20 protein-coding genes are annotated in these 20,073 nt (G+C 70.3%); all 20 read left to right on the top strand.

The window, feature by feature from the left end:
* The first annotated feature begins 32 nt into the window (after positions 1–32).
* The 20 genes from pgsA to LDL49_RS36470 all read left to right on the top strand — a co-directional run bounded on the left by pgsA (position 33) and on the right by LDL49_RS36470 (position 19,923).
* Positions 33–644 carry a phosphatidylinositol phosphate synthase gene (gene pgsA / locus LDL49_RS36375; protein WP_225298160.1) on the top strand — a complete coding sequence of 204 codons (612 nt, stop codon included), beginning with the start codon at positions 33–35 and terminating at the stop codon, positions 642–644.
* Complete coding sequence (locus tag LDL49_RS36380; protein ID WP_225298162.1) at positions 641–1,549, top strand: phosphatidylinositol mannoside acyltransferase; 909 nt, start codon at positions 641–643, stop codon at positions 1,547–1,549. The genes pgsA and LDL49_RS36380 overlap by 4 nt, the downstream gene beginning before the upstream one ends.
* Positions 1,546–2,676 (top strand): glycosyltransferase family 4 protein, encoded by a 1,131-nt coding sequence (locus tag LDL49_RS36385; protein ID WP_225298165.1) that lies wholly within the window; start codon positions 1,546–1,548, stop codon positions 2,674–2,676. Before LDL49_RS36380 ends, LDL49_RS36385 begins: the two co-directional genes overlap by 4 nt.
* An 8-nt stretch (positions 2,677–2,684) precedes the next feature.
* Positions 2,685–3,215, top strand: a complete 531-nt coding sequence (locus LDL49_RS36390; protein WP_263655963.1) for a LemA family protein — start codon at positions 2,685–2,687, stop codon at positions 3,213–3,215.
* Between the two features lie 77 nt (positions 3,216–3,292).
* On the top strand, positions 3,293–4,300 hold the full coding sequence (locus LDL49_RS36395; RefSeq protein ID WP_225298168.1) for a DUF3048 domain-containing protein: 1,008 nt from the start codon (positions 3,293–3,295) through the stop codon (positions 4,298–4,300).
* 108 nt (positions 4,301–4,408) lie between these two features.
* Positions 4,409–5,329, top strand: a complete 921-nt coding sequence (pdxS, locus tag LDL49_RS36400; protein ID WP_225298171.1) for a pyridoxal 5'-phosphate synthase lyase subunit PdxS — start codon at positions 4,409–4,411, stop codon at positions 5,327–5,329.
* 220 nt (positions 5,330–5,549) lie between these two features.
* Positions 5,550–7,232 carry an alkaline phosphatase D family protein gene (locus LDL49_RS36405; RefSeq protein ID WP_225298172.1) on the top strand — a complete coding sequence of 561 codons (1,683 nt, stop codon included), beginning with the start codon at positions 5,550–5,552 and terminating at the stop codon, positions 7,230–7,232.
* Positions 7,233–7,324: 92 nt separating this feature from the next.
* Positions 7,325–7,747 (top strand): MarR family winged helix-turn-helix transcriptional regulator, encoded by a 423-nt coding sequence (locus LDL49_RS36410; RefSeq protein ID WP_225298175.1) that lies wholly within the window; start codon positions 7,325–7,327, stop codon positions 7,745–7,747.
* 43 nt (positions 7,748–7,790) lie between these two features.
* Entirely contained in the window at positions 7,791–8,954 is a 1,164-nt protein-coding gene (locus LDL49_RS36415) for an MFS transporter (RefSeq protein ID WP_225298177.1), read from the top strand.
* Between the two features lie 78 nt (positions 8,955–9,032).
* Complete coding sequence (gene pdxT / locus LDL49_RS36420; protein WP_225298179.1) at positions 9,033–9,611, top strand: pyridoxal 5'-phosphate synthase glutaminase subunit PdxT; 579 nt, start codon at positions 9,033–9,035, stop codon at positions 9,609–9,611.
* A gap of 3 nt (positions 9,612–9,614) precedes the next feature.
* Positions 9,615–10,367 carry a YebC/PmpR family DNA-binding transcriptional regulator gene (locus LDL49_RS36425; protein ID WP_225298181.1) on the top strand — a complete coding sequence of 251 codons (753 nt, stop codon included), beginning with the start codon at positions 9,615–9,617 and terminating at the stop codon, positions 10,365–10,367.
* Positions 10,368–10,408: 41 nt separating this feature from the next.
* Positions 10,409–12,049 (top strand): ABC transporter permease family protein, encoded by a 1,641-nt coding sequence (locus LDL49_RS58665; RefSeq protein ID WP_225298183.1) that lies wholly within the window; start codon positions 10,409–10,411, stop codon positions 12,047–12,049.
* An 11-nt stretch (positions 12,050–12,060) separates the two neighbouring features.
* Entirely contained in the window at positions 12,061–13,218 is a 1,158-nt protein-coding gene (locus LDL49_RS36435) for a GNAT family N-acetyltransferase (RefSeq protein WP_225298185.1), read from the top strand.
* A gap of 241 nt (positions 13,219–13,459) precedes the next feature.
* Positions 13,460–14,017, top strand: coding sequence for a crossover junction endodeoxyribonuclease RuvC (gene ruvC, locus LDL49_RS36440; RefSeq protein ID WP_225298188.1), 558 nt, complete (start codon positions 13,460–13,462; stop codon positions 14,015–14,017).
* Positions 14,014–14,619, top strand: coding sequence for a Holliday junction branch migration protein RuvA (gene ruvA / locus LDL49_RS36445; protein WP_225298191.1), 606 nt, complete (start codon positions 14,014–14,016; stop codon positions 14,617–14,619). The genes ruvC and ruvA overlap by 4 nt, the downstream gene beginning before the upstream one ends.
* A 16-nt stretch (positions 14,620–14,635) precedes the next feature.
* Entirely contained in the window at positions 14,636–15,667 is a 1,032-nt protein-coding gene (gene ruvB, locus LDL49_RS36450; protein ID WP_225298193.1) for a Holliday junction branch migration DNA helicase RuvB, read from the top strand.
* Positions 15,668–15,885: 218 nt separating this feature from the next.
* Positions 15,886–16,323, top strand: coding sequence for a preprotein translocase subunit YajC (gene yajC, locus LDL49_RS36455; RefSeq protein WP_225298195.1), 438 nt, complete (start codon positions 15,886–15,888; stop codon positions 16,321–16,323).
* A 42-nt stretch (positions 16,324–16,365) separates the two neighbouring features.
* Positions 16,366–18,183, top strand: a complete 1,818-nt coding sequence (secD, locus tag LDL49_RS36460; protein ID WP_225298197.1) for a protein translocase subunit SecD — start codon at positions 16,366–16,368, stop codon at positions 18,181–18,183.
* Between the two features lies 1 nt (position 18,184).
* Positions 18,185–19,177 (top strand): protein translocase subunit SecF, encoded by a 993-nt coding sequence (secF, locus tag LDL49_RS36465; RefSeq protein WP_225298199.1) that lies wholly within the window; start codon positions 18,185–18,187, stop codon positions 19,175–19,177.
* A gap of 227 nt (positions 19,178–19,404) precedes the next feature.
* The gene (locus tag LDL49_RS36470) at positions 19,405–19,923 is read left to right on the top strand and encodes an adenine phosphoribosyltransferase (RefSeq protein ID WP_225298201.1); all 519 of its coding nucleotides are present in this window, start codon (positions 19,405–19,407) and stop codon (positions 19,921–19,923) included.
* Positions 19,924–20,073 lie beyond the last annotated feature (150 nt).

Genomic DNA, 20,073 nt, shown 5'->3' on the forward strand with positions numbered 1-20,073 from the left:
TCGGCTCGTAAATGGCCTACGATCAGACCGCGATGCTGAAACTCCTGCGCCCGGCCATGACCCGGATACTCACCCCGCTCGGCAGGGCTCTGGCCGCCCGCGGAATCGGGCCGAACGTCGTCACGGCGATCGGCACGATCGGCACCGTCGTCTGCGCCCTGCTCTTCTTCCCGCTGGGCCAGCTGTCCTGGGGCGCCCTGCTGATCACGGTGTTCGTGCTGTTCGACCTGCTCGACGGCCTGGTGGCCCGGCTCGGCGGCAAGGGCGGCAGCACCTGGGGGGCCTTCCTCGACTCGACCCTGGACCGGGTGGCCGACGCGGCCATCTTTTCCGGGCTGATTCTTTACTTCATCTCGAAGGACGACGCGCTGATGGCCGCGGTGACGCTGGCCGGCCTGGTCGCCGGGACCCTGGTGTCCTACGCCAAGGCCAGGGCGGAGGGCCTGGGGCTCACCTGTGACGTGGGGCTGGCCGAGCGGCCGGAGCGCCTGGTCGTCGTGCTGGTGGCCACCTTCTTCGCCGGGCTCGGCGTGCCGTACGTCCTGCCCGCGGGGATGTGGCTGCTGGCGCTGGCCGGCGCGGTCACGGTGGTGCAGCGGGTGGTCCATGTCCACTCACAGACGCGGCAGACGAGGGAGCGATGAGCCAGAAGACGTCGGTCACCGATCGGGTCGTCGCGGCGGGGTTCGCGGCCGGATGGAAGCTCGTCCCGCTGCTGCCCCAGCGCGCGACCGCGGGGGCCTTCCGGCTGCTGGCCGACCGGGTGTGGCGCAGGCGCGGCAGGTCGGTGCGCCGTCTGGAGTCCAACCTGGCCAGGGTGACCGGGCTCGATCCCGGCAGCGACGAGCTCCGCGCGCTGAGCCGGGCCGGCATGCGCTCCTACTTCCGCTACTTCCACGAGGTGTTCCGGCTGCCGTCGATGCGCCGCGAGGACATCGTCCGCCGCACGCACGTCACCGGCGCCGAGCACATCCACGACACGGTGGCCGCCGGGCGCGGGGTGGTGCTGGCGCTGCCGCACATGGGCAACTGGGACCAGGCCGGCGCGTGGCTGGTGGGCGTGGGCCACCCGTTCGCGACCGTCGCCGAGCGGCTCAAGCCCGAGTCGCTGTTCCGCCGCTATGTCGCCTTCCGTGAGGGACTGGGCATGGAGGTGCTGCCGCTCACGGGCGGTGACGGCCACAACTTCGGGACACTGGCCACGCGCGTACGCCGGGGCGGCGTCGTCTGCCTGCCCGCCGAGCGCGACCTGACCAAGAGCGGCATCGAGGTGCGCTTCTTCGGCTCGGCCACCAAGGTGCCCGCGGGCCCGCCGCTGCTGGCCGTCCAGACGGGCGCGGCGCTGCTGCCCGCCACCGTCTACTTCCACGGCGACGACTGGGGGATCGACATCCACGAGGAGATCCCCGTGCCCGAGGAGGGCACCAGGCAGGAGAAGGTCGCCATCGTGGCGCAGCGGCTGACGGACGTCTTCGAGAAGGGCATCGCCGAGCACCCGGAGGACTGGCACATGCTGCAGCGGCTCTGGCTGGAGGACCTGGCGAGATGAAGGTGGGCATCGTCTGTCCCTATTCCTGGGACATGCCCGGCGGGGTCAAACAGCACATCGACGACCTGGCCCAGGCGCTCATCGCGCAGGATCACGAGGTCTCGGTCATCGCGCCGGCCGCCGACGACGAGGAGCTGCCGCCGTACGTGACGGGCGCGGGCCGGGCCATCCCGGTGCCCTACAACGGGTCGGTGGCCAGGATGTCGTTCGGCTTCATCTCGGCGGCCCGGGTGCGGCGCTGGGTGCGCGACGGCCACTTCGACGTGCTGCACATCCACGAGCCGCTGGTGCCGAGCCTGGGCGTGCTGGCCTGCTGGGCGGCCAAGGGGCCGATCGTGGCCACCTTCCACGCCTCCTGGACGCGCTCTCGGGCCATCGCGGTGGCCGAGCCGGTGCTGCGCAGCGCGCTGGAGAAGCTCAGCGGGCGCATCGCGGTCTCCGACGCGGCCCGCAAGAGCCTGGTCGAGCAGTTCGGCGGCGACACCGTGCTGATCCCCAACGGCGTGACCGTCAGCCGCTACGCCCACGCCGAACCGCTCGACGGATGGGGGCCCGACGGCGCCACGCTCGGCTTCCTCGGCCGGATGGACGAGGAGCGCAAGGGCCTGCCGATCCTGCTGGACGCCTTCAAGCCGCTGGCGGCCGAACGTCCGGAGCTCAAGCTGCTCATCGCCGGGCCGGGCGACGCCAAGGACGTCTACGACCGGGTGCCCAAGGAGCTGCACGACCGGGTCACCGTCCTCGGCATGGTCAGCGAGGCCGACAAGATCCGCGCTTACCACTCGGTCGACGTGTTCTGCGCGCCCAACACCCGGGGCGAGAGCTTCGGCATCGTACTGGCCGAGGCGATGGCCTCCGGCGCGACCGTGCTGGCCAGCGACATCCCGGCCTTCCGCAAGGTGCTGGGCGAAGGCCAGGCGGGCGCGCTGTTCGCCAACGGCGACCCGGCCTCGCTGGCCCGCGAGGCGGCGGCGCTGCTCGACGCGCCGGAGCGCCGCGCGAAGCTGGCCGCGGAGGCGCTGGTCGCGGTCGGCAAGTACGACTGGTCGACGGTCGCCCGTGACGTGGTCCGGGTCTACGAGACGGTGACGGCAAGCGGCGCCGGCGGCGTGGAGGAAGATCTGTGACCTCGACCATGATCGTGCTGGTCGCGGGCATCGTCGTGGTGCTCACGGCCGTCTACATCTCATGGCGAGCCGGCCGCCTCGACCGGCTGCACATCCGGCTGGAGCTGGCCCGCGAGGCGCTCGACGCCGCGCTCATGCGGCGCCGGGCCGTGGTGCTGGAGCTGGCCGGCTCCCGGCTGCTGGATCCGGCGACCTCGCTGGTGCTGGCCGCGGCGGCGCACGAGGCCAGGATGGCCGGGCCGGACGATCGCGAGCACGCCGAGAGCGACCTGTCGGGCGCGCTGCGCGCCGTGGTCGACCAGGAGCGCTTCACCGAGAAGCTGTCGGAGTCGCCCGGCGGCCAGGTGCTGCTCGAAGAGCTCGGCGCGGCCGTGGCCAAGGTCGTCTATTCGCGCCGTTTCTACAACAGCGCCGTGGGAGTCACGCGTACGGCGCAGCGGCGCTGGCTCGCCAGAGTCCTTCGCCTGGCCGGACATACCGAATTCCCCCAATTCTTCGAAATAGATGACAATCCACCGGCGACTATGGCAACTGAATGACCCGATTTGGAGAGCGCCGGTAGGCTTCTTCCGTTTCTTGGCCCATGCGGAGGAGTACACAGGTGCGGCTACCTCGGATGATTACCGTGACGCTGGCCGGAGCGGCGGTTCTGCTGCCGGTCGCGGCCTGCTCGTCGAACGAGCCCGCGGCGGGCAAGGCGCCGCAGGCCGCCACGGCGTCCCCGACCGAGGAGCCCGCGGCGGAGCCCGGCAAGACCCACCCGTTCACCGGACTGCCCATGGAGGGCGCCGCCAAGCCGGTGCTCGCCGTGAAGATCGAGAACACCGCCGCCGGCAAGCCTCAGCTCGGGCTCAAGAGCGCGGACATCGTCTACATCGAGCAGGTCGAGGCCGGTCTGACCCGTCTGATGGCGGTCTTCTCCTCCAAGCTGCCGGCCAAGGTGGGGCCCGTACGCAGTGCCCGCATCTCCGACCTGCACATCGTGCCGCAGTTCGGCAAGCCCGCCTTCGCCTACTCGGGCGTGCAGTCGTTGATGCTGCCGTTCATGGCCAAGGCGTCGCTGTACGACGTCGGCGACACCCGCAACCCGGGCGCCTTCTTCCGCCAGCCGGGCCGCTTCGCCCCCTACAACCTGTTCGCCTACACCAAGAAGCTGCTGTCGCGGGCCCCGGGCGCCGACAAGGCCAAGGACATCGGCTTCACCTTCGGCGACGCCCCGGCCGACGGCGGCGTGGACAAGAAGACCTACAGCGTCAAGTGGCCCGGCGCGCGCTTCACCTTCGGCTGGTCCGAGACGGACAAGAAGTGGATGATCTGGCAGGATGGCAAGAAGGACATGGCGGCGGAGGGCGGCCAGCTCGGCGCGCCCACGATCGTGGTGCAGTACACCAAGACCGAGCGCTCCCAGTTCCACGACAAGAACCAGAGCTACACGCCCCTGGTGCACAGCGTCGGCAAGGGCTCGGCGGTGGTGCTGCGCGACGGCAAGGCGTACAAGGCGAAGTGGGAGCGGAAGTCGGAGGAGAGCGGCACGACGTTCACCACGGAGAGTGGCGAGCCGATGAATTTCGCGCCCGGCCAGGTCTGGGTCGCGCTCGCCAGCCGCAAGCCCGTCATCCCCTGAAATGCGCACCTAGATGTACAAGAGGGCTGATAAATCCTGACACGGTGGAGTGTCAGGGGAGAGGCCCTCAGGACCTACCATGGGTTTGATAACTTACCGTTCGCTTTTGTGAGGAAGACCGTCGTGGCCAGCACGCCCGAAAACACCCCCGTCACCGGCACCGCGCGCGTCAAGCGTGGCATGGCCGAGATGCTCAAGGGCGGCGTCATCATGGACGTCGTCACCCCCGAGCAGGCGAAGATCGCCGAAGACGCCGGCGCTGTCGCCGTGATGGCCCTGGAGCGCGTGCCCGCCGACATCCGCGCGCAGGGCGGTGTGTCCCGGATGAGCGATCCCGACATGATCGACGGCATCATCGCCGCCGTGTCGATCCCGGTCATGGCCAAGGCCCGCATCGGCCACTTCACCGAGGCCCGCGTGCTGCAGGCCCTGGGCGTCGACTACGTCGACGAGTCCGAGGTGCTGACCCCGGCCGACTACGCCAACCACATCGACAAGTGGCAGTTCACCGTGCCCTTCGTGTGCGGCGCGACGAACCTGGGGGAGGCCCTGCGCCGCATCACCGAGGGCGCGGCCATGATCCGCTCCAAGGGTGAGGCCGGCACCGGCGACGTCTCCAACGCGGTCACCCACATGCGGACGATCCGCGGCGAGCTCAAGCGGCTCAGCTCGCTGCCCGAGGACGAGCTCTACGTCGCCGCCAAGGAGCTGCAGGCGCCGTACGAGCTGGTCGCCGAGGTGGCCCGCACCGGCAAGCTGCCCGTCGTGCTGTTCACCGCGGGCGGCATCGCCACCCCGGCCGACGCGGCGATGATGATGCAGCTCGGCGCCGAGGGCGTGTTCGTCGGCTCCGGCATCTTCAAGTCGGGCGACCCGGCCAAGCGCGCCGCCGCCATCGTCAAGGCCACCACGTTCTACGACGACCCCGACGTCATCGCCAAGGTTTCGCGCGGGCTGGGCGAGGCGATGGTCGGCATCAACGTCGACGACATCCCCCAGCCGCACCGCCTCGCCGAGCGCGGTTGGTGACACCGGCCGCTGTGCGGCGTGTCGCCGCAGGTCACGCGCGACTCGGGATGAAATGATCTAGTACGCCGGGCACACCGCCACGACGACGGAAATTTCCGAATAGGGCGATATCCGTGAAGGATGTCGCCTTTTTCGTGTTAGGTGGTGTTCACCCGGGCGTCACGATTCTGAGTCAGGCTACGGGACGCCCCCTCCCCCTTGATCGTCCCAGGAGCGCCCCGTGTCCAAGCTCAACCGCCGGCACTTCCTCGTGGCCGGGTTAACCGCGGGTGCCGCCGCGGCTCTCCCGGCCACCGCCGCCCACGCCGACCCCACCCCGGACCCCGCCGCCGAGACCGCCCAGAGCCTGGCCTCGCGGGGCCTGACGACCGACCCCTTCACCCTCGGCGTCGCGAGCGGCGACCCCGACCACGAGGGCTTCGTGCTGTGGACCCGGCTGGCCCAGCAACCGCTGGCCGAGGACGGTTTCGGCGGCATGCCGCAGCGGCCGTTCCCCGTGCTGTGGCAGATCTACTCCGACGAGCGCTGCCGCCGCGTGGTCCGCGGCGGCGTCACCGTGGCCGCCCCAGAATGGGGCCACAGCGTGCACGTCGAGGTCGACAGCCTCGGCTCCGACCGTGAGTACTGGTACCGCTTCCGCGTCGGCCCGTACGTCTCGCCCGTCGGCCGGGCCAGGACCGCCCCGCACCCGCTGTCGTACGGCGGCGCCCTGTCGATGGCCTTCGTCTCCTGCGCCCAGTACGAGCACGGCTACTTCACCTCCTACCGGAGGCTGGCCGAGGAGCACCCGGACCTCATCCTGCACCTGGGCGACTACCAGTACGAATACACCAAGAACACCTACAACATCCCCGGCGGCAACGTACGGAACCACGAGGGCCCCGAGACCGCCACGCTGGCCAACTACCGCCAGCGCCACGCCCAGTACAAGACCGACCCCGATCTGCAGACCGCCCACGCCGCCGCCCCCTGGCTCGTCGTCTTCGACGACCACGAGGTGGACAACAACTGGGCCGACGACATCCCCGAGCACGCCGAGGACCAGCCGACCTTCCTGCAGCGCCGCGAGGCCGCCTTCCGGGCCTACTACGAGAACATGCCGCTGCGCCGTACCTCCATCCCGCGCGGCATCGACATGCAGCTCTACCGGCGCGTGCGCTGGGGCCGGATGGCGAGTTTCCACATGCTCGACACCCGCCAGTACCGCGACGACCAGGGCTGCGGCGACGGCTACAAGGACTGCCCGGCCGCGGTGGACCCGAACAGGTCGATCACCGGCGCCGCGCAGGAGGAGTGGCTGGTCGACGGCTTCCACAAGTCGCGGGCGCAGTGGGACATCATCGGCCAGCAGGTGTTCTTCGCCCAGCGCGACAACAACGCCGGCCCGGCCAAGGTCACCAGCATGGACGCCTGGGACGGGTACGTCGCCTCCCGCCAGCGGATCACGCAGGGGTGGGTCGACGCCAAGGTCCGCAACCCCGTCGTGCTGACCGGTGACGTGCACGCGCACTGGGCCAGCGACCTGAAGCTGGACTACGACGACCCGACCGGCCCGAGCGTGGGCTCCGAGCTGGTGGCCAGCTCGATCTCCACCGGCGGCGACGGCGCGGACTCCGACCCGGCCACGCACCCGTTCCTGGCCATCAACCCGCACCTGAAGTTCTACAACAACCAGCGCGGCTACGTGCTGACGAAGATCGAGCGCGACAAGCTCACCGCGGACTTCAAGGTGGTGCCCCACCTGCGGGAGCCCGGCGCGGAGGCGTACACGAGGGCGACGTTCGTGGTCGAGGACCGCGTCCCCGGCGTGCAGCAGACGTATCTGCGCCCGCTCGACCCGTCCGTGCTCGCGCGGCGCGTCACGGTGGACGAGACCGTCCGCCTGGAGACCGAACGCCCGTAATCCCCATCAATCCGGCAAGGCGGCGCCCGAGAGGGCGCCGCCTTTTCCCTGGCTGGAATATTAGCCAGGCTAAGTTAGTTAGGCTAAGTATCATGAGGGACGATCCCACCGAGCTGGCCGAACAGGTCTCCGCCGTGCTCCGCCACCTGGTGCTGCTGCTCAGGCGCACGGTGGCGGGCCAGCCGGTCACCAGCCAGCAGTACGCCGTCCTCGGCTCCCTGGAGCCCGGCCCGCGCCGGATGACGGAGCTGGCCGAGGAGCACGCCGTACAACTGCCCACCATGTCCGTGCAGATCAACCGCCTGGAAGAGGCGGGGCTGGTGGCCAGAGGGTCCGACCCCGCCGACGCCCGCGTCAGGGCGGTCGAGCTCACCGACGAGGGCCGCGTCCGGCTGCGGGCCGTGCGCCAGGCCAGGATCGCCCACCTCAGCCGAGAACTGGCGGCGCTCAGCGACGACGAGCGAGCCGCCCTGGCGGTCGCCTTGCCCGCATTGGCGAAGCTCGGCCGCACATGAGAGGAGCACTATGCAGTCCGGTGGCGGAATCCTTCGTCAGCCGATGTCCGTCTGGGCCACCGCCTTCGCCGCGGTGGTCGCCTTCATGGGCATCGGTCTCGTCGACCCCATCCTGCCGTCCATCGCCCAAGGTCTGAAGGCCACACCCAGCCAGGTGTCGCTGCTGTTCACCAGCTACTTCCTGGTGACCGCCGTCGCCATGCTGCTGACCGGCTGGGTCTCCAGCCGCATCGGCGGCAAGCGCACCCTGCTGGCCGGGCTCGCGCTGGTCATCGTCTTCGCCGCGCTCGCGGGCACCTCCACCAGCGTCGCCGAGCTCGTCGGCTTCCGCGCCGGCTGGGGACTGGGCAACGCGCTGTTCGTGGCCACCGCGCTCGCCGTCATCGTCGGCGCGGCCAGCGGCGGCGGCGCCGCGGCCATCATCTTGTACGAGGCCGCGCTCGGCCTGGGCATCTCCGCCGGTCCGCTGGCCGGCGCGCTGCTCGGCGACTGGAACTGGCGAGCCCCCTTCTTCGGCACCGCCACGCTGATGGCCGCCGGCTTCGTGCTGATCGCCACCCTGCTGGAGGCGACGCCCAAGCCGGCCGTCAGGACCAAGCTGAGCGCGCCCCTCCGGGCCCTGGCCCATGGGGGCCTGTCCACCACGGCCTTCACCGCGCTGTTCTACAACTTCGCCTTCTTCACGATCCTCGCCTTCACCCCGTTCATCCTGCACATGACCGCCTACGGCATCGGCGCGGTGTTCTTCGGCTGGGGCGTGTGCGTGGCGCTCGCCTCGGTGTTCGGCGCGCCGCCGCTGCAGCGCCGGATCGGCTCGGTGAACGTCCTGCACCTGGCGCTGGCCCTGCTGGCCGTCCTCCAGATCGGCATCGCCGTGTCGGGACACGCCGGGATCGTCATCTGCACGATCCTTTCCGGCATCCCGATCGGCCTGAACAACACCGTTTTCACCGAGTCGGCCATGGAGGTCTCCGACGCGCCCCGGCCCGTCGCCTCCGCCGGCTACAACTTCGTCCGCTGGATGGGCGGCGCGCTGGCCCCCTTCATCGCCACCAAGCTGGGCGAGGAGCTCGGCGCCCCGGTCCCGTACGCGCTCGGCGCCCTCTGCTGCCTGATCGGCATGGCCATCCTGTACGTCCGGCGCCACCACCTGAGCGCCCTGTCCCGCGTGGACGTCGTGGCCCAGGAGGCCGCCGCGGCGGCGTGATCGGCGCCCCCTAGGAAGATCCCAGGTCGTCCTGGTGTTGAATTGTCCGAAACCCGTAAGCCGGACGGAAGGATCACCGTGCCCACGATCGGTGTACTCGCTCTCCAAGGAAGCGTGCGCGAGCATGTGCGCATGCTCCAGGAGGCCGGCGCGTCGGCCATCGCCGTACGCCGGCCCGCCGAGCTGGACACGGTCGACGGCCTGGTCATCCCCGGCGGCGAGTCGACCACGATGTGGAAGCTCGCCGACACCTTCGACCTGCTCGAACCCCTGCGGATGCGGATCAAGGACGGCATGCCCGCGTACGGCTCCTGCGCCGGCATGATCATGCTGGCCGACCGGATCGAGGACGGCGCCGAGGGACAGCAGACCATCGGCGGCATCGACATGGTCGTCAGGCGCAACGCCTTCGGCCGCCAGATCGACTCCTTCGAGTCCGATCTGGACTTCGCCGGCGAGCGGGTGCACGCCATCTTCATCCGCGCCCCATGGGTCGAATCGGTCGGCGCGGACGTCGAAGTGCTGGGCATCGCCGAGCCTGGGGATAGGATCGTCGCGGTCCGGCAAGGACCGCTGCTCGCGACCTCGTTCCACCCTGAGCTGACGGGTGACACGCGCGTGCACCGATACTTCGTAGACATGCTGAGGGAGCTCTAGGTAATGTCCGGCCACTCCAAATGGGCGACGACGAAGCACAAGAAGGCCGCGCTCGACGCCAAGCGCGGCAAGCTGTTCGCGAAGCTCATCAAGAACATCGAGGTGGCGGCCAGGACCGGCGGCCCCGATCCGGACGCCAACCCGACGCTCTTCGACGCCATCTTCAAGGCCAAGAAGAACTCGGTGCCCAACGACAACATCGAGCGGGCCCGTAAGCGCGGCGGCGGCCTGGAGGCGGGCGGCGCCGACTGGCAGACCATCATGTACGAGGGCTACGCGCCCGGCGGCGTCGCGGTGCTCATCGAGTGCCTCACCGACAACCGCAACCGCGCGGCCTCCGAGGTGCGCGTCGCGCTCACCCGCAACGGCGGCTCGCTGGCCGACCCCGGCTCGGTGTCCTACATGTTCAACCGCAAGGGCGTCGTGCTCGTGCCCAAGCAGGGGCTCGACGAGGACGACGTGCTGGCGGCCGTGCTGGAGGTGGGCGCCGAGGAGGTCAACGACCTGGGCGACTCCTTCGAGGTCGTGTCCGAGGCCGGCGACCTGGTGCCGGTGCGCAAGGCGCTCCAGGAGGCGGGCATCGACTACGACTCCGCCGAGTCGAGCTTCCTGCCCACGATGAGCGTGCCGCTCGACGAGGACGGCGCCAAGAAGGTGTTCCGCCTCATCGACGCGCTGGAGGACAGCGACGACGTGCAGAACGTCTTCGCCAACTTCGACGTCTCCGACGAGGTCATGGAGAAGCTGGAGGCGTGATGGCGCACGCCTGATCTGAGTCCGCTGTAAGGTCGGGCGTCGTGACCTCCCCCCGTACCTCTACCGACATCTCGCCCACCTTCGCGTCTCCGGCCCTCGGCTGGCTGCTCCTGCTGCCGGCCCTGCTGGGCACGTTGATCACCTTGCTCCTGCCCACCGTCCAGACGATCCTGCTCAGCCTTCAGTCGGCCGGGCTCACCGGACCGAGCGTCTTCGTGGGACTGGCCAACTACGGCCAGGTGCTGGGGCAAGGGGCGTTCTGGAAGGCACTGGTCTTCACGCTGTCCATAACGGTCATCCCGCTGCTGGTGGCCGTGGTGGTCGGACCGCTGCTCGCGCTGGCGCTCGACTGGTCGGGCGCCTGGCCGAGGCGGGCCGGGCGGATCGTGCTGTCCCTCGCCCTGGTGGCGTTCTCGCCGGTGGCCGTGGCGCTCTCCTGGATGCGCGGGCTGATGTCCGGCGCGTCCGGCCTGGCCTCGCTGGCCGAGGGCCTGCGCGATCCCGCGACGGCTCCGGGAACGCTCCAGCTCATCCTGGCCGCCGCCACCTTCGGCGTGGTCTGCGCGCTGGCGACGATGGCGTTCCTGCCCGCGCTGCGCGGCGGCACCGTCTCACCGGCCATGCTGGCCGTGGGCGGGCTCGTCGCGCTGGCGATGGTCGCCGCCGGGCTGCAGACGTTCGCGATCGGGCTGACCCTGACGCACGGCGGGCCCAACGGGTCCACACAGACGCTGAGCCTCGTCCAGTACACCTACGCGTTCATGGTGGGCAGGGTCGGGCTGGGCGCGACGGTGGCGACCATCATGGGGTTGATCCTGGGCGTCCTGGGGATCGGCGCGGTCTGCGTGGCGGCGGCGAGCGGCATGCGCATCACGGTCGAGCCCCGCGCGGCGACCGCGCGGGCGGAGACTCCCGCCGCACAGTCCGGTTCTGGTGCCAAGGTGATCGTCGGCGTGGTGGCGCTGGTGGTGTTCGCCGCCGTCGGGCTCGCCTTGACCTGGCCGTGGCTGTCGGCGCTGCTGGCGCCCGCCCAGCCGGGAGCCGCGGCCCCGTCCGGGCCGCCGACCGTGGTCAACACCTGGGTGCCCGCCCTGATCGGCGCGCTGGTGTCGGTCGGCGTCGCCTACCTCGGGGCGCTCGGCATCGGCGGGCTGCGGCCGCTGGGCCGCAGGAGCGAGTGGCTGCTGCTCGTGTTCGCCCCCTGGCTGTTCGTCGGGATGGGCCCGCTGAGCCTGGCCGACTGGCGCACGATCCGCGGCATGAACCTGATCGACTCCTTCGTCGCCCTCGTCCAGCCGGTGCTGGTCAGTGTGCCCGCCCTGCTGATCCTGACGCTGCTGTGCAAGGGGCTGGCCGCGCGGACCGACAGGGACTTCCTGGGCGGCGTGGTCCTGCCCTCGCTCCCCATGGCCGGCATCCTCGTCCTGGCCCTCACGCTCGTGAACGGCCAGGACCTCCTGTGGCCCCTGCTGGTCGCCCAGGACCCCGGCCTGGCCACCGCGCCGGTCCAGCTGCTCACCCGGTCGAGCGGCTACACCGCGGCCGCGCCCGACGTCGGCCTGGCCACGCCGCCGGCCGTGGTCGCCGTCGCCCTGCTCGGGATCGTCGCCGCGCACCTGCTCTACCTCGACCGGCTCGCCATCACCGTGGGTCGTTCGCGGGCGGACGTCTCACCTGCGTAAATTGTGGGACCGTGGACATCCGTGATGTGACCTCCGACGACCTCGACGCCGTTCTCGACCTCCGCCAGCGCTCCTTCGGCCTGATCCCGGCCGCCGAGCGGGAGCGCTGGCGCCAGGCGGCGCTGCCGGCGCTGGCCGAGGGCCGCTACTTGGGCATGTTCGACGGGCCCAGGCTGGTCGCGACCTCGCGGCTGCGCCCGTTCACCCAGTGGTGGCACGGCAAGCCGCAGCCCATGGCCGGGGTCGCGGCCGTCACCGTCAGCCCGGAGGATCGCGGCAAGGGCGTCGGCGGCCGGCTCATGCAGGCCACCGTGGAGCGGGCCGTGGCCTTCGGCGACGCCGTGTCCGTGCTCTATCCGGCGACCACGCCGCTCTACCGCTCGGCCGGCTACGAGCACGCGGGAGCGCAGCACCGCGTCACGCTCCCGGCCGAGTCGCTGCGGACGATCCCGCCGAGCGGCCGGGTGGAAGTGCGCAGGATGGGGCCCGGCGACGCGGCCGAGGTGGTCTCGGTGCTGCGGCGGGCACACGGCACCGCGCGCGCCTGCGGCCCCGTCTCATGGGACGAGCGCACCTGGGCGCTGCGGCTCGGCGAGGCGGACGACTTCCTCTATCTGGCGCCGGACGGCTACGTCGTCTACCGCTGGGACGGCCAGGACATCGAGGTCGACAACCTCGTCGCCGAGTCCGAGGAGACCGCCAGGGCGCTGTGGTCGCTGGTGGGTACCGCCTCGTCGATGGCCGAGCACGTCACCGCCAACGTCGCGCCCGACGATCCGGTGCTGTGGCTGCTGCGTGAGCGGTCCACGGAGCGGGTCAAGCAGGTGCGGTGGATGTTCCGCGTCCTCGACGTGGCGGCGGCCGTGGAGCGCAGGGGATACCCGGCCACCGTCGCGGGTGACGCGGTCGTCGAGGTTACCGACCGGTTGCGGGCGGGCAACACGGGGCGCTGGCGGCTGGAGTTCTCCGGCGGCGCCGGGGCCGCCATCCCGCTCGGGAACTCGGGGGAGGCCGGGCCGGTGTTGTCGATCAACGGCCTGTCCGCCCTGTACGCCGGGATCCCGGCGGCCACGCTGCGGCGCGGCGGCCTCATGTCCGGGCACGAGCGCTACGACGAGCTGCTGGACACCGTCTTCGCCGCCAAGCCGTACATGCTGGACTACTTCTGACCGCCCCATCCACGTCCGTTCTCCGGCGGGCTGACCGTCGCGGGCGTTTCCAGCGGCCGGTTCGCGGTCGCGGGGTTCCGACGGCGGGTCCACGCTCGTGGACGCTCCCGACGGCCGGTTCGCGGTCGCGGGCGTCTCGACGTCCGGCCCACGCTCCCGGGCGTTTCCCGATGCGCGGGCACGTCAGCCGGGGTAGAGTCTCGTGCCGAACAGATGTTCGGCGGCGCGGGGAGGCAGGCCGGTGCGGGTGATGGGCGTCGATCCGGGGCTGACCCGGTGCGGCCTTGGCGCGGTCGAGGGGCGGCCGGGCGCGCCGCTGTCCCTGGTGGCCGTCGGCGTGGTGCGCACCGGCGCCGACGAGGAGCTGGGCGCCCGGCTGGTCGGCATCGAGGCAGGCATCGAGCAGTGGCTCGACGACGTGCGCCCCGACGCCGTGGCGGTCGAGCGGGTGTTCAGCCAGCACAACGTCCGCACGGTCATGGGCACCGCCCAGGCGGCGGGCATCGCGGTCCTCTGCGCGGCCAGGCGCGGCCTGCCCGTCGCGCTCCACACCCCCTCCGAGGTCAAGGCCGCCATCACCGGCAGCGGCACCGCCGACAAGAAGCAGATCGGCGCCATGGTGACCCGGCTCCTGCGGCTCAGCGAGATGCCCAAGCCCGCCGACGCCGCCGACGCGCTCGCCCTGGCCATCTGCCACGTGTGGCGCGGCGGCGCCCAGCACAAGCTGGCCCAGGCCGTGGCCAGGGCCCAGAGCCGCACGGCCCAGGGCCGTACGACAGGAAAGGGCGTGGCGCTGTGATCGCGTCCGTGGCCGGGCAGGTGACGGCGATCACCCCCTACGGCGCGGTGATCGAGGTCGGCGGGGTCGGCATCCTCACCCACTGCACACCGGCCACCCTCGCCGCGCTCAGGGTGGGCGAGGAGGCGCGGCTGGCCACGTCGCTGGTGGTGCGGGAGGAGTCGCTCACCCTCTACGGCTTCGCCACCGCAGACGAGCGCACCGTCTTCGAGCTGCTCCAGACGGCCAGCGGCGTCGGCCCCAAGGTGGCGCTGGCCATGCTCGCCGTCCACACGCCCAACGCGCTGCGCGTCGCCGTGGCCTCCGCCGACCTCAAGGCGCTCACCAAGGTGCCGGGCATCGGCCCGAAGGGCGCCCAGCGCATCGTGCTGGAGCTCAAGGACCGGCTCGGCACGCCCGACGAGGCGGTCGACGCGGCGCTCAACGGCAACCGGCGGGCGGCGGCCTGGCGCGATCAGGTCCACTCGGGGCTGGTCGGGCTGGGCTACTCCGGCAAGGACGCCGACGAGGCCATCGCCGCGGTCGAGCCGGAGGCGGGTGACGACCCGCAGGTCGCCGTCCTGCTGAAGGCCGCCCTGCGATCGCTGAGCAGCGCGCGATGAGCGGGGAGGTCCAGGCGTGAGCCTTGAGCGTGATCTCGTCTCGCCCGACGCCGAGGGCGACGAGCTGCAGATCGAGGCGGCGCTGCGGCCCAAGCGGCTGAGCGAGTTCATCGGCCAGGCGCGGGTGCGGGAGCAGCTGTCGCTGGTGCTGGAGAGCGCCATGCGGCGCAATCGGCCGCCGGATCATGTGCTGATGAGCGGTTCGCCGGGTCTGGGCAAGACGACACTGGCTATGATCATCGCAGCCGAGTTGAGCGCTCCGCTCCGCATCACCTCAGGGCCGGCCCTGGAGCGGGCCGGTGACCTCGCGGCCATCCTGTCGACGCTGGCCGAGGGCGAGGTGCTGTTCATCGACGAGATCCACCGGATGGCCCGGCCCGCGGAGGAGATGCTCTACCTCGCGATGGAGGACTTCCGCGTCGACATCATCGTCGGCAAGGGCCCGGGCGCCACCGCGATCCCGCTCGACATCGCGCCGTTCACCCTGGTCGGCGCCACCACCAGGGCCGGTCTGCTGCCCGCGCCGCTGCGCGACCGGTTCGGCTTCACCGCGCACATGGACTTCTATGAGGTCGAGGAGCTGGAGCGGGTCCTCTACCGCTCGGCCAGGCTGCTCGACGTGACGCTGCCGGGCGAGGGGGCGCACGAGATCGCCAGGCGCTCGCGCGGCACGCCCCGCATCGCCAACCGCCTGCTGCGCCGGGTCCGCGACTTCGCCGACGTGCGCACGGAAGGCGTGATCGACCGCGACATCGCCTCCGCGGCGCTCAACCTGTACGAAGTCGACCCCGAAGGGCTCGACCGGCTCGACCGCGCGGTGCTCGGGGTGCTGCTGCGCAAGTTCGGCGGCGGACCCGTCGGCCTGTCCACGCTCGCGGTGGCCGTCGGCGAGGAGCCGGAGACCGTCGAAGTGGTGGCCGAACCCTTCCTCGTACGCCAAGGACTGCTGGCCAGGACCCCACGCGGCCGGGTCGCCACCGCCGCGGCGTGGCACCACCTCGGGATGACACCGCCACCCGACGCATTCGGAGCGACACTTTTCGACTGATCACAGAACGGTTGCAACCGTTTCAATATGGGAACTTCCCCGCGCGCCGAAACGCTGCTTCGTTGCCGCGTTTCGCAACAAGCGCCTACACTCCGTGGCTTGGCTGGCTGTGTAGGCTGACGGGCTGAGCGGCGCGGCCCCGAGGCTACGCACGGAATTTCCGGCGCGAGGCCGGTGTCAACTTCTTGTACGACAATGGAAGGTCGCCCCTTATGAACATGGGACAACTCGGAAGCATCCTGCCGCTGATCCTTCTGGTGGTGGTGTTCTACTTCTTGCTGATCCGCCCCCAGCGCAAGCGCCAGCAAGAGGCGACCGCCATGCAGAACTCATTGGCTCCGGGTGCCCGTGTCATGACCACCACCGGCCTGTTCGGGACCGTGGTGGCGGTGGACAATGAGGACGTGATTCTCGAGGTCGCTCCCGGGATCGAGACCCGATGGGTGAAGGCCGCCATCGGGCGTGTCGTCACCCCCGGCGACGCTCCGGCTGACGAGTCTCTCGCCGACGAGCCCGTGGTGGACGACGTCGTCACGGACGACACGGTCGATCATGAGGTCGTCAAGGGCGACGATAAGGACAACACTCCCCGTGAGGAGACCGAGACGACCGTGGAGCGCAACGGCGGCAAGGACTCCAGCACCAAGCAGTCCTGATTAGGCTCTGCCTCAAACCCCTATCTGAAAGACTGACGACCAGTGGCCCGACCGACCAGCCGCCACAGCCGACCGGGGCGAACGCTCCTGGTGCTGCTGGCGCTCATCATCGCCCTGGGTGGGACGATGTTCCTGCAGAAGGCGTTCACGCCCAAGCTGGCACTCGATCTCGCCGGCGGCACGACGGTGACTCTGTCTCCCGTGACCCTGAACGGCGCCGCCCCGCCTGAGGAGATCCTGGACCGCGCGGTGAACATCATCCGCGACCGGGTCAACGGCACCGGCCTGTCCGACGCGGAGGTCGCCAAGTCAGGCGACAACATCATCATCTCCGTTCCGGGCGCGGGTCAGGAGGAGGTCATCAAGCTGGTCGGCACCACGGCGGAGCTCCGCTTCCGCCAGGTGCTCGCCATGGCGGCCACGCAGACTCCGCAGGAGCTCGCCACCGAGGCCCCCAAGCCGGGCACCTCGCCGTCCGCCGCCCCGTCCAGCACGGCGACCTCCGCGCCGTCGGCCAAGCCGTCATCGTCGGCGCGGGCCCCCAAGCCCACCGCGTCGCCCACGGGCAAGGCGCTGTCCTCGGCGCTCGTCGCGCCGTCGGCCACCCCGTCGGCCAGTGCCCCGGCGACCGCGGCGCCCAAGGCCCAGGAGACGCCGAAGGCTCAGGACACCAAGAAGGGCCAGAAGGACGCCAAGGCCACCCCGGCGCCCACCCCCACGTCGAGCGGCCAGCCGCCCGCCCAGGACCCCAACGCGGGGATCAACACCCAGGGCATCGACCCGGCCGTCCTCGCGCAGTTCAACAAGCTCGACTGCAGTGACCCGAAGAACCGCGGGAAGGGCGTCCAGGACGACCCGGCCAAGCAGTTCGCCGCGTGTGAGTCCGACGGCAGCCTCAAGTACGTCCTCGACGTGGCCAAGGTCGTCGGCACCGACATCTCCTCGGCCAGCGCCGGCGTCCAGCAGGGCAGCACGCAGTGGCTCGTCCAGCTCGACTTCAAGAGCAGCGGCGCGAGTGAGTGGAGCAAGCTCACCTCGACCGCGTTCAACTCGCAGGAGCCGCGCAACAAGGTCGCCGTCGTGCTCGACGGCGTCGTGATCACCGCGCCCAACATCATCGGCCCGATCCCGGGCGGCCGCGCCGAGATCACCGGCGGCTTCACCCAGAAGACCGCCACCGAGCTGGCCGACCAGCTCAAGTACGGCGCGCTGCCGCTGAAGTTCAACCCCAGCTCGATTGACACCGTGTCCTCGACGCTCGGCCAGGACCAGCTCATGGGCGGCCTGATCTCCGGCGCCATCGGCCTCGGCCTCGTGGTGCTCTACTCGCTGTTCTACTACCGCGGCCTGGGCATCGTCGCCGTCCTCAGCCTCGGGATCGCCACGGTCATCACGTACACGGCGGTGGTGGTGCTCGGCCACAACGCCGGGTTCCGGCTGTCGCTGCCGCACATCATCGGCCTGGTGGTCTCGATCGGCATCACCGCCGACTCCTTCATCGTCTACTTCGAACGCATCCGAGATGAGATGAAGGAAGGGCGGCGGACGCTTCGCGCGGCCGTCGAGGTGGCCTGGGTGCGTGCGCGGCGCACGATCCTGATCGCCGACGCCGTCATGTTCATCGCCGCGATCGTGCTCTACCTGCTCGCGGTGGGCGGTGTGGCCGGGTTCGCGTTCGCGATGGGCCTGACCACGCTGATCGACGTCGTGGTGGTCTTCCTGTTCACCAAGCCGCTCATCGCGATGCTGGCCAAGCTCAAGTTCTTCGCCAAGGGGCACCCGCTGTCCGGCCTCGACTCCGAGCGTATGAGCCAGGATCTTGGCAACACCGGCCGTACGACCACCCCGCAGGAGGCCTGAGATGGGACTGGGGCGTCGCCTCTACCGCGGCGAGATCGACGTTGACTTCGTCGGCCGCTGGAAGCTCTGGTACAGCCTTTCCGGCTTCCTGTTGATCGTGTCCCTCGCCGGGCTGCTGATCAACGGGCTCAACCTGGGCGTGGAGTTCAAGGGCGGGTCGGTCTTCGCCTTCAAGGCGCAGACCGCCACCATCCAGCAGGTCCGCACCTCTTTCCTCGACGAGGGCGTGCACCAGCCGATCGTGCAGACGGCCGGCGATCGCTGGCGGGTCACCACCGAGAGCCTTGACACGGCGGCGGTGACCAAGGTCCAGAACGGCATCGCGAAGGACTTCGGCGTGCCGGTCAAGGACGTCGACATCCAGTCGATCGGCGCGTCCTGGGGCGGTGAGGTGTCCAAGAAGGCGTGGATCGGCCTGGGCGTCTTCATGCTGGCGATCATTCTCTACCTGTCGATGGCGTTCGAGCCGAAGATGGCGCTGGCCGCGATCGTCGCGCTCATCCACGACCTCGTCATCACGGCGGGCGTCTACGCCTGGTCGGGCTTCGAGGTCACGCCCGCGACGCTGCTCGGCTTCCTGACCATCCTCGGTTATTCGCTCTACGACGCGGTCGTGGTGTTCGACATGATCAAGGAAGTCACCGGCAAGCTGGGCACCACGTCGAAGCAGACATACTCGATGGCGGCCAACAACGCGCTCAACCACACGCTGATCCGATCGCTGAACACCTCGCTGGTCGCGATCCTGCCCGTGGCGGCGATCCTGTTCATCGGCACCACGCTGCTCGGCGCGGGCACGCTGAAGGACCTGTCTCTGGCGCTGTTCGTCGGCATGATCGTCGGCACCTACTCCTCGCTGTGCGTGGCCACGCCGCTGCTGGTGACGCTGAAGGAGCGGGAGCCGAGATACCAGGCCATCGCCAGGCGACTGGCCTCCACCACCGGCACCAAGGGTGGCAAGGGCGCCAAGAGCGCGGCGACGGCCAAGGGCTAGCCCGGCTTGGCCCACACGGGCCCGTACACGCACGAACGACGCCTCCGCCCACCTGGGCGGGGGCGTCGGTTTATGGAAGCCCTGAGGGCCCTTACAGGGCCGGACATAACCGGGTGAATACCACTTACCGCCCCCCGGCGGGCGCCGGTGGTCCACCGGATGGGCCATCATGGAGGCCGTCAGTCGTGGGAGAGGACCGCCAGGCGGTCAACCGAAGGAGTGCCGTCATGAGCGACCTGAGCTCGTTGATCTGTGACCGGATCAGGGACGTGCCCGACTATCCCCAGGCGGGAGTCATGTTCAAGGACATCACCCCGCTGCTGGCCGACCCGGTGGCGTTCACGGCCGTGGTCGACGAACTGGCCGGCGGCTTCGACGTGGACAAGATCGTCGGGATCGAGGCGCGGGGCTTCATTCTGGCCGCTCCGGTGGCGTACCGGGCGGGGGCCGGGTTCGTGCCCATCAGAAAAAAGGGCAAACTCCCCTCCGAAACCCTGGAGGAGTCCTACGATCTCGAGTACGGATCCGCGACCATCGAGGTGCACCGCGACGCCTTCACCGAAGGTGACCGGGTGCTCATCGTCGATGACGTGCTCGCCACCGGCGGCACGGCGGAGGCTACCGTACAACTGGTGCGCAGAGCCGGTGCCGATGTCGTCGGCGTCGCCGTACTGATGGAGCTGGCCTTTCTCAAGGGACGCGAGCGTCTTGCGGGAGTGGATTTGCGCTCCCTTGTGATCGTCTGAGCCCGCCCCGAGAGAGGCCAGGTTTCTCACCTGGATACACTGGGGGGCCTGGACTCGATGGTAAGGAGTCTGTGTGCCCCGTGATGTGGTCGTGCCCGACGTAACCGACGCTGGGAGTGCCGAGACGGCGCCCGGTGTCCCGGCGGTGCG

The sequence above is a fragment of the Nonomuraea aurantiaca genome (genome assembly GCF_020215705.1).
GTDB classification, from domain to species: Bacteria; Actinomycetota; Actinomycetes; order Streptosporangiales; family Streptosporangiaceae; genus Nonomuraea; species Nonomuraea aurantiaca.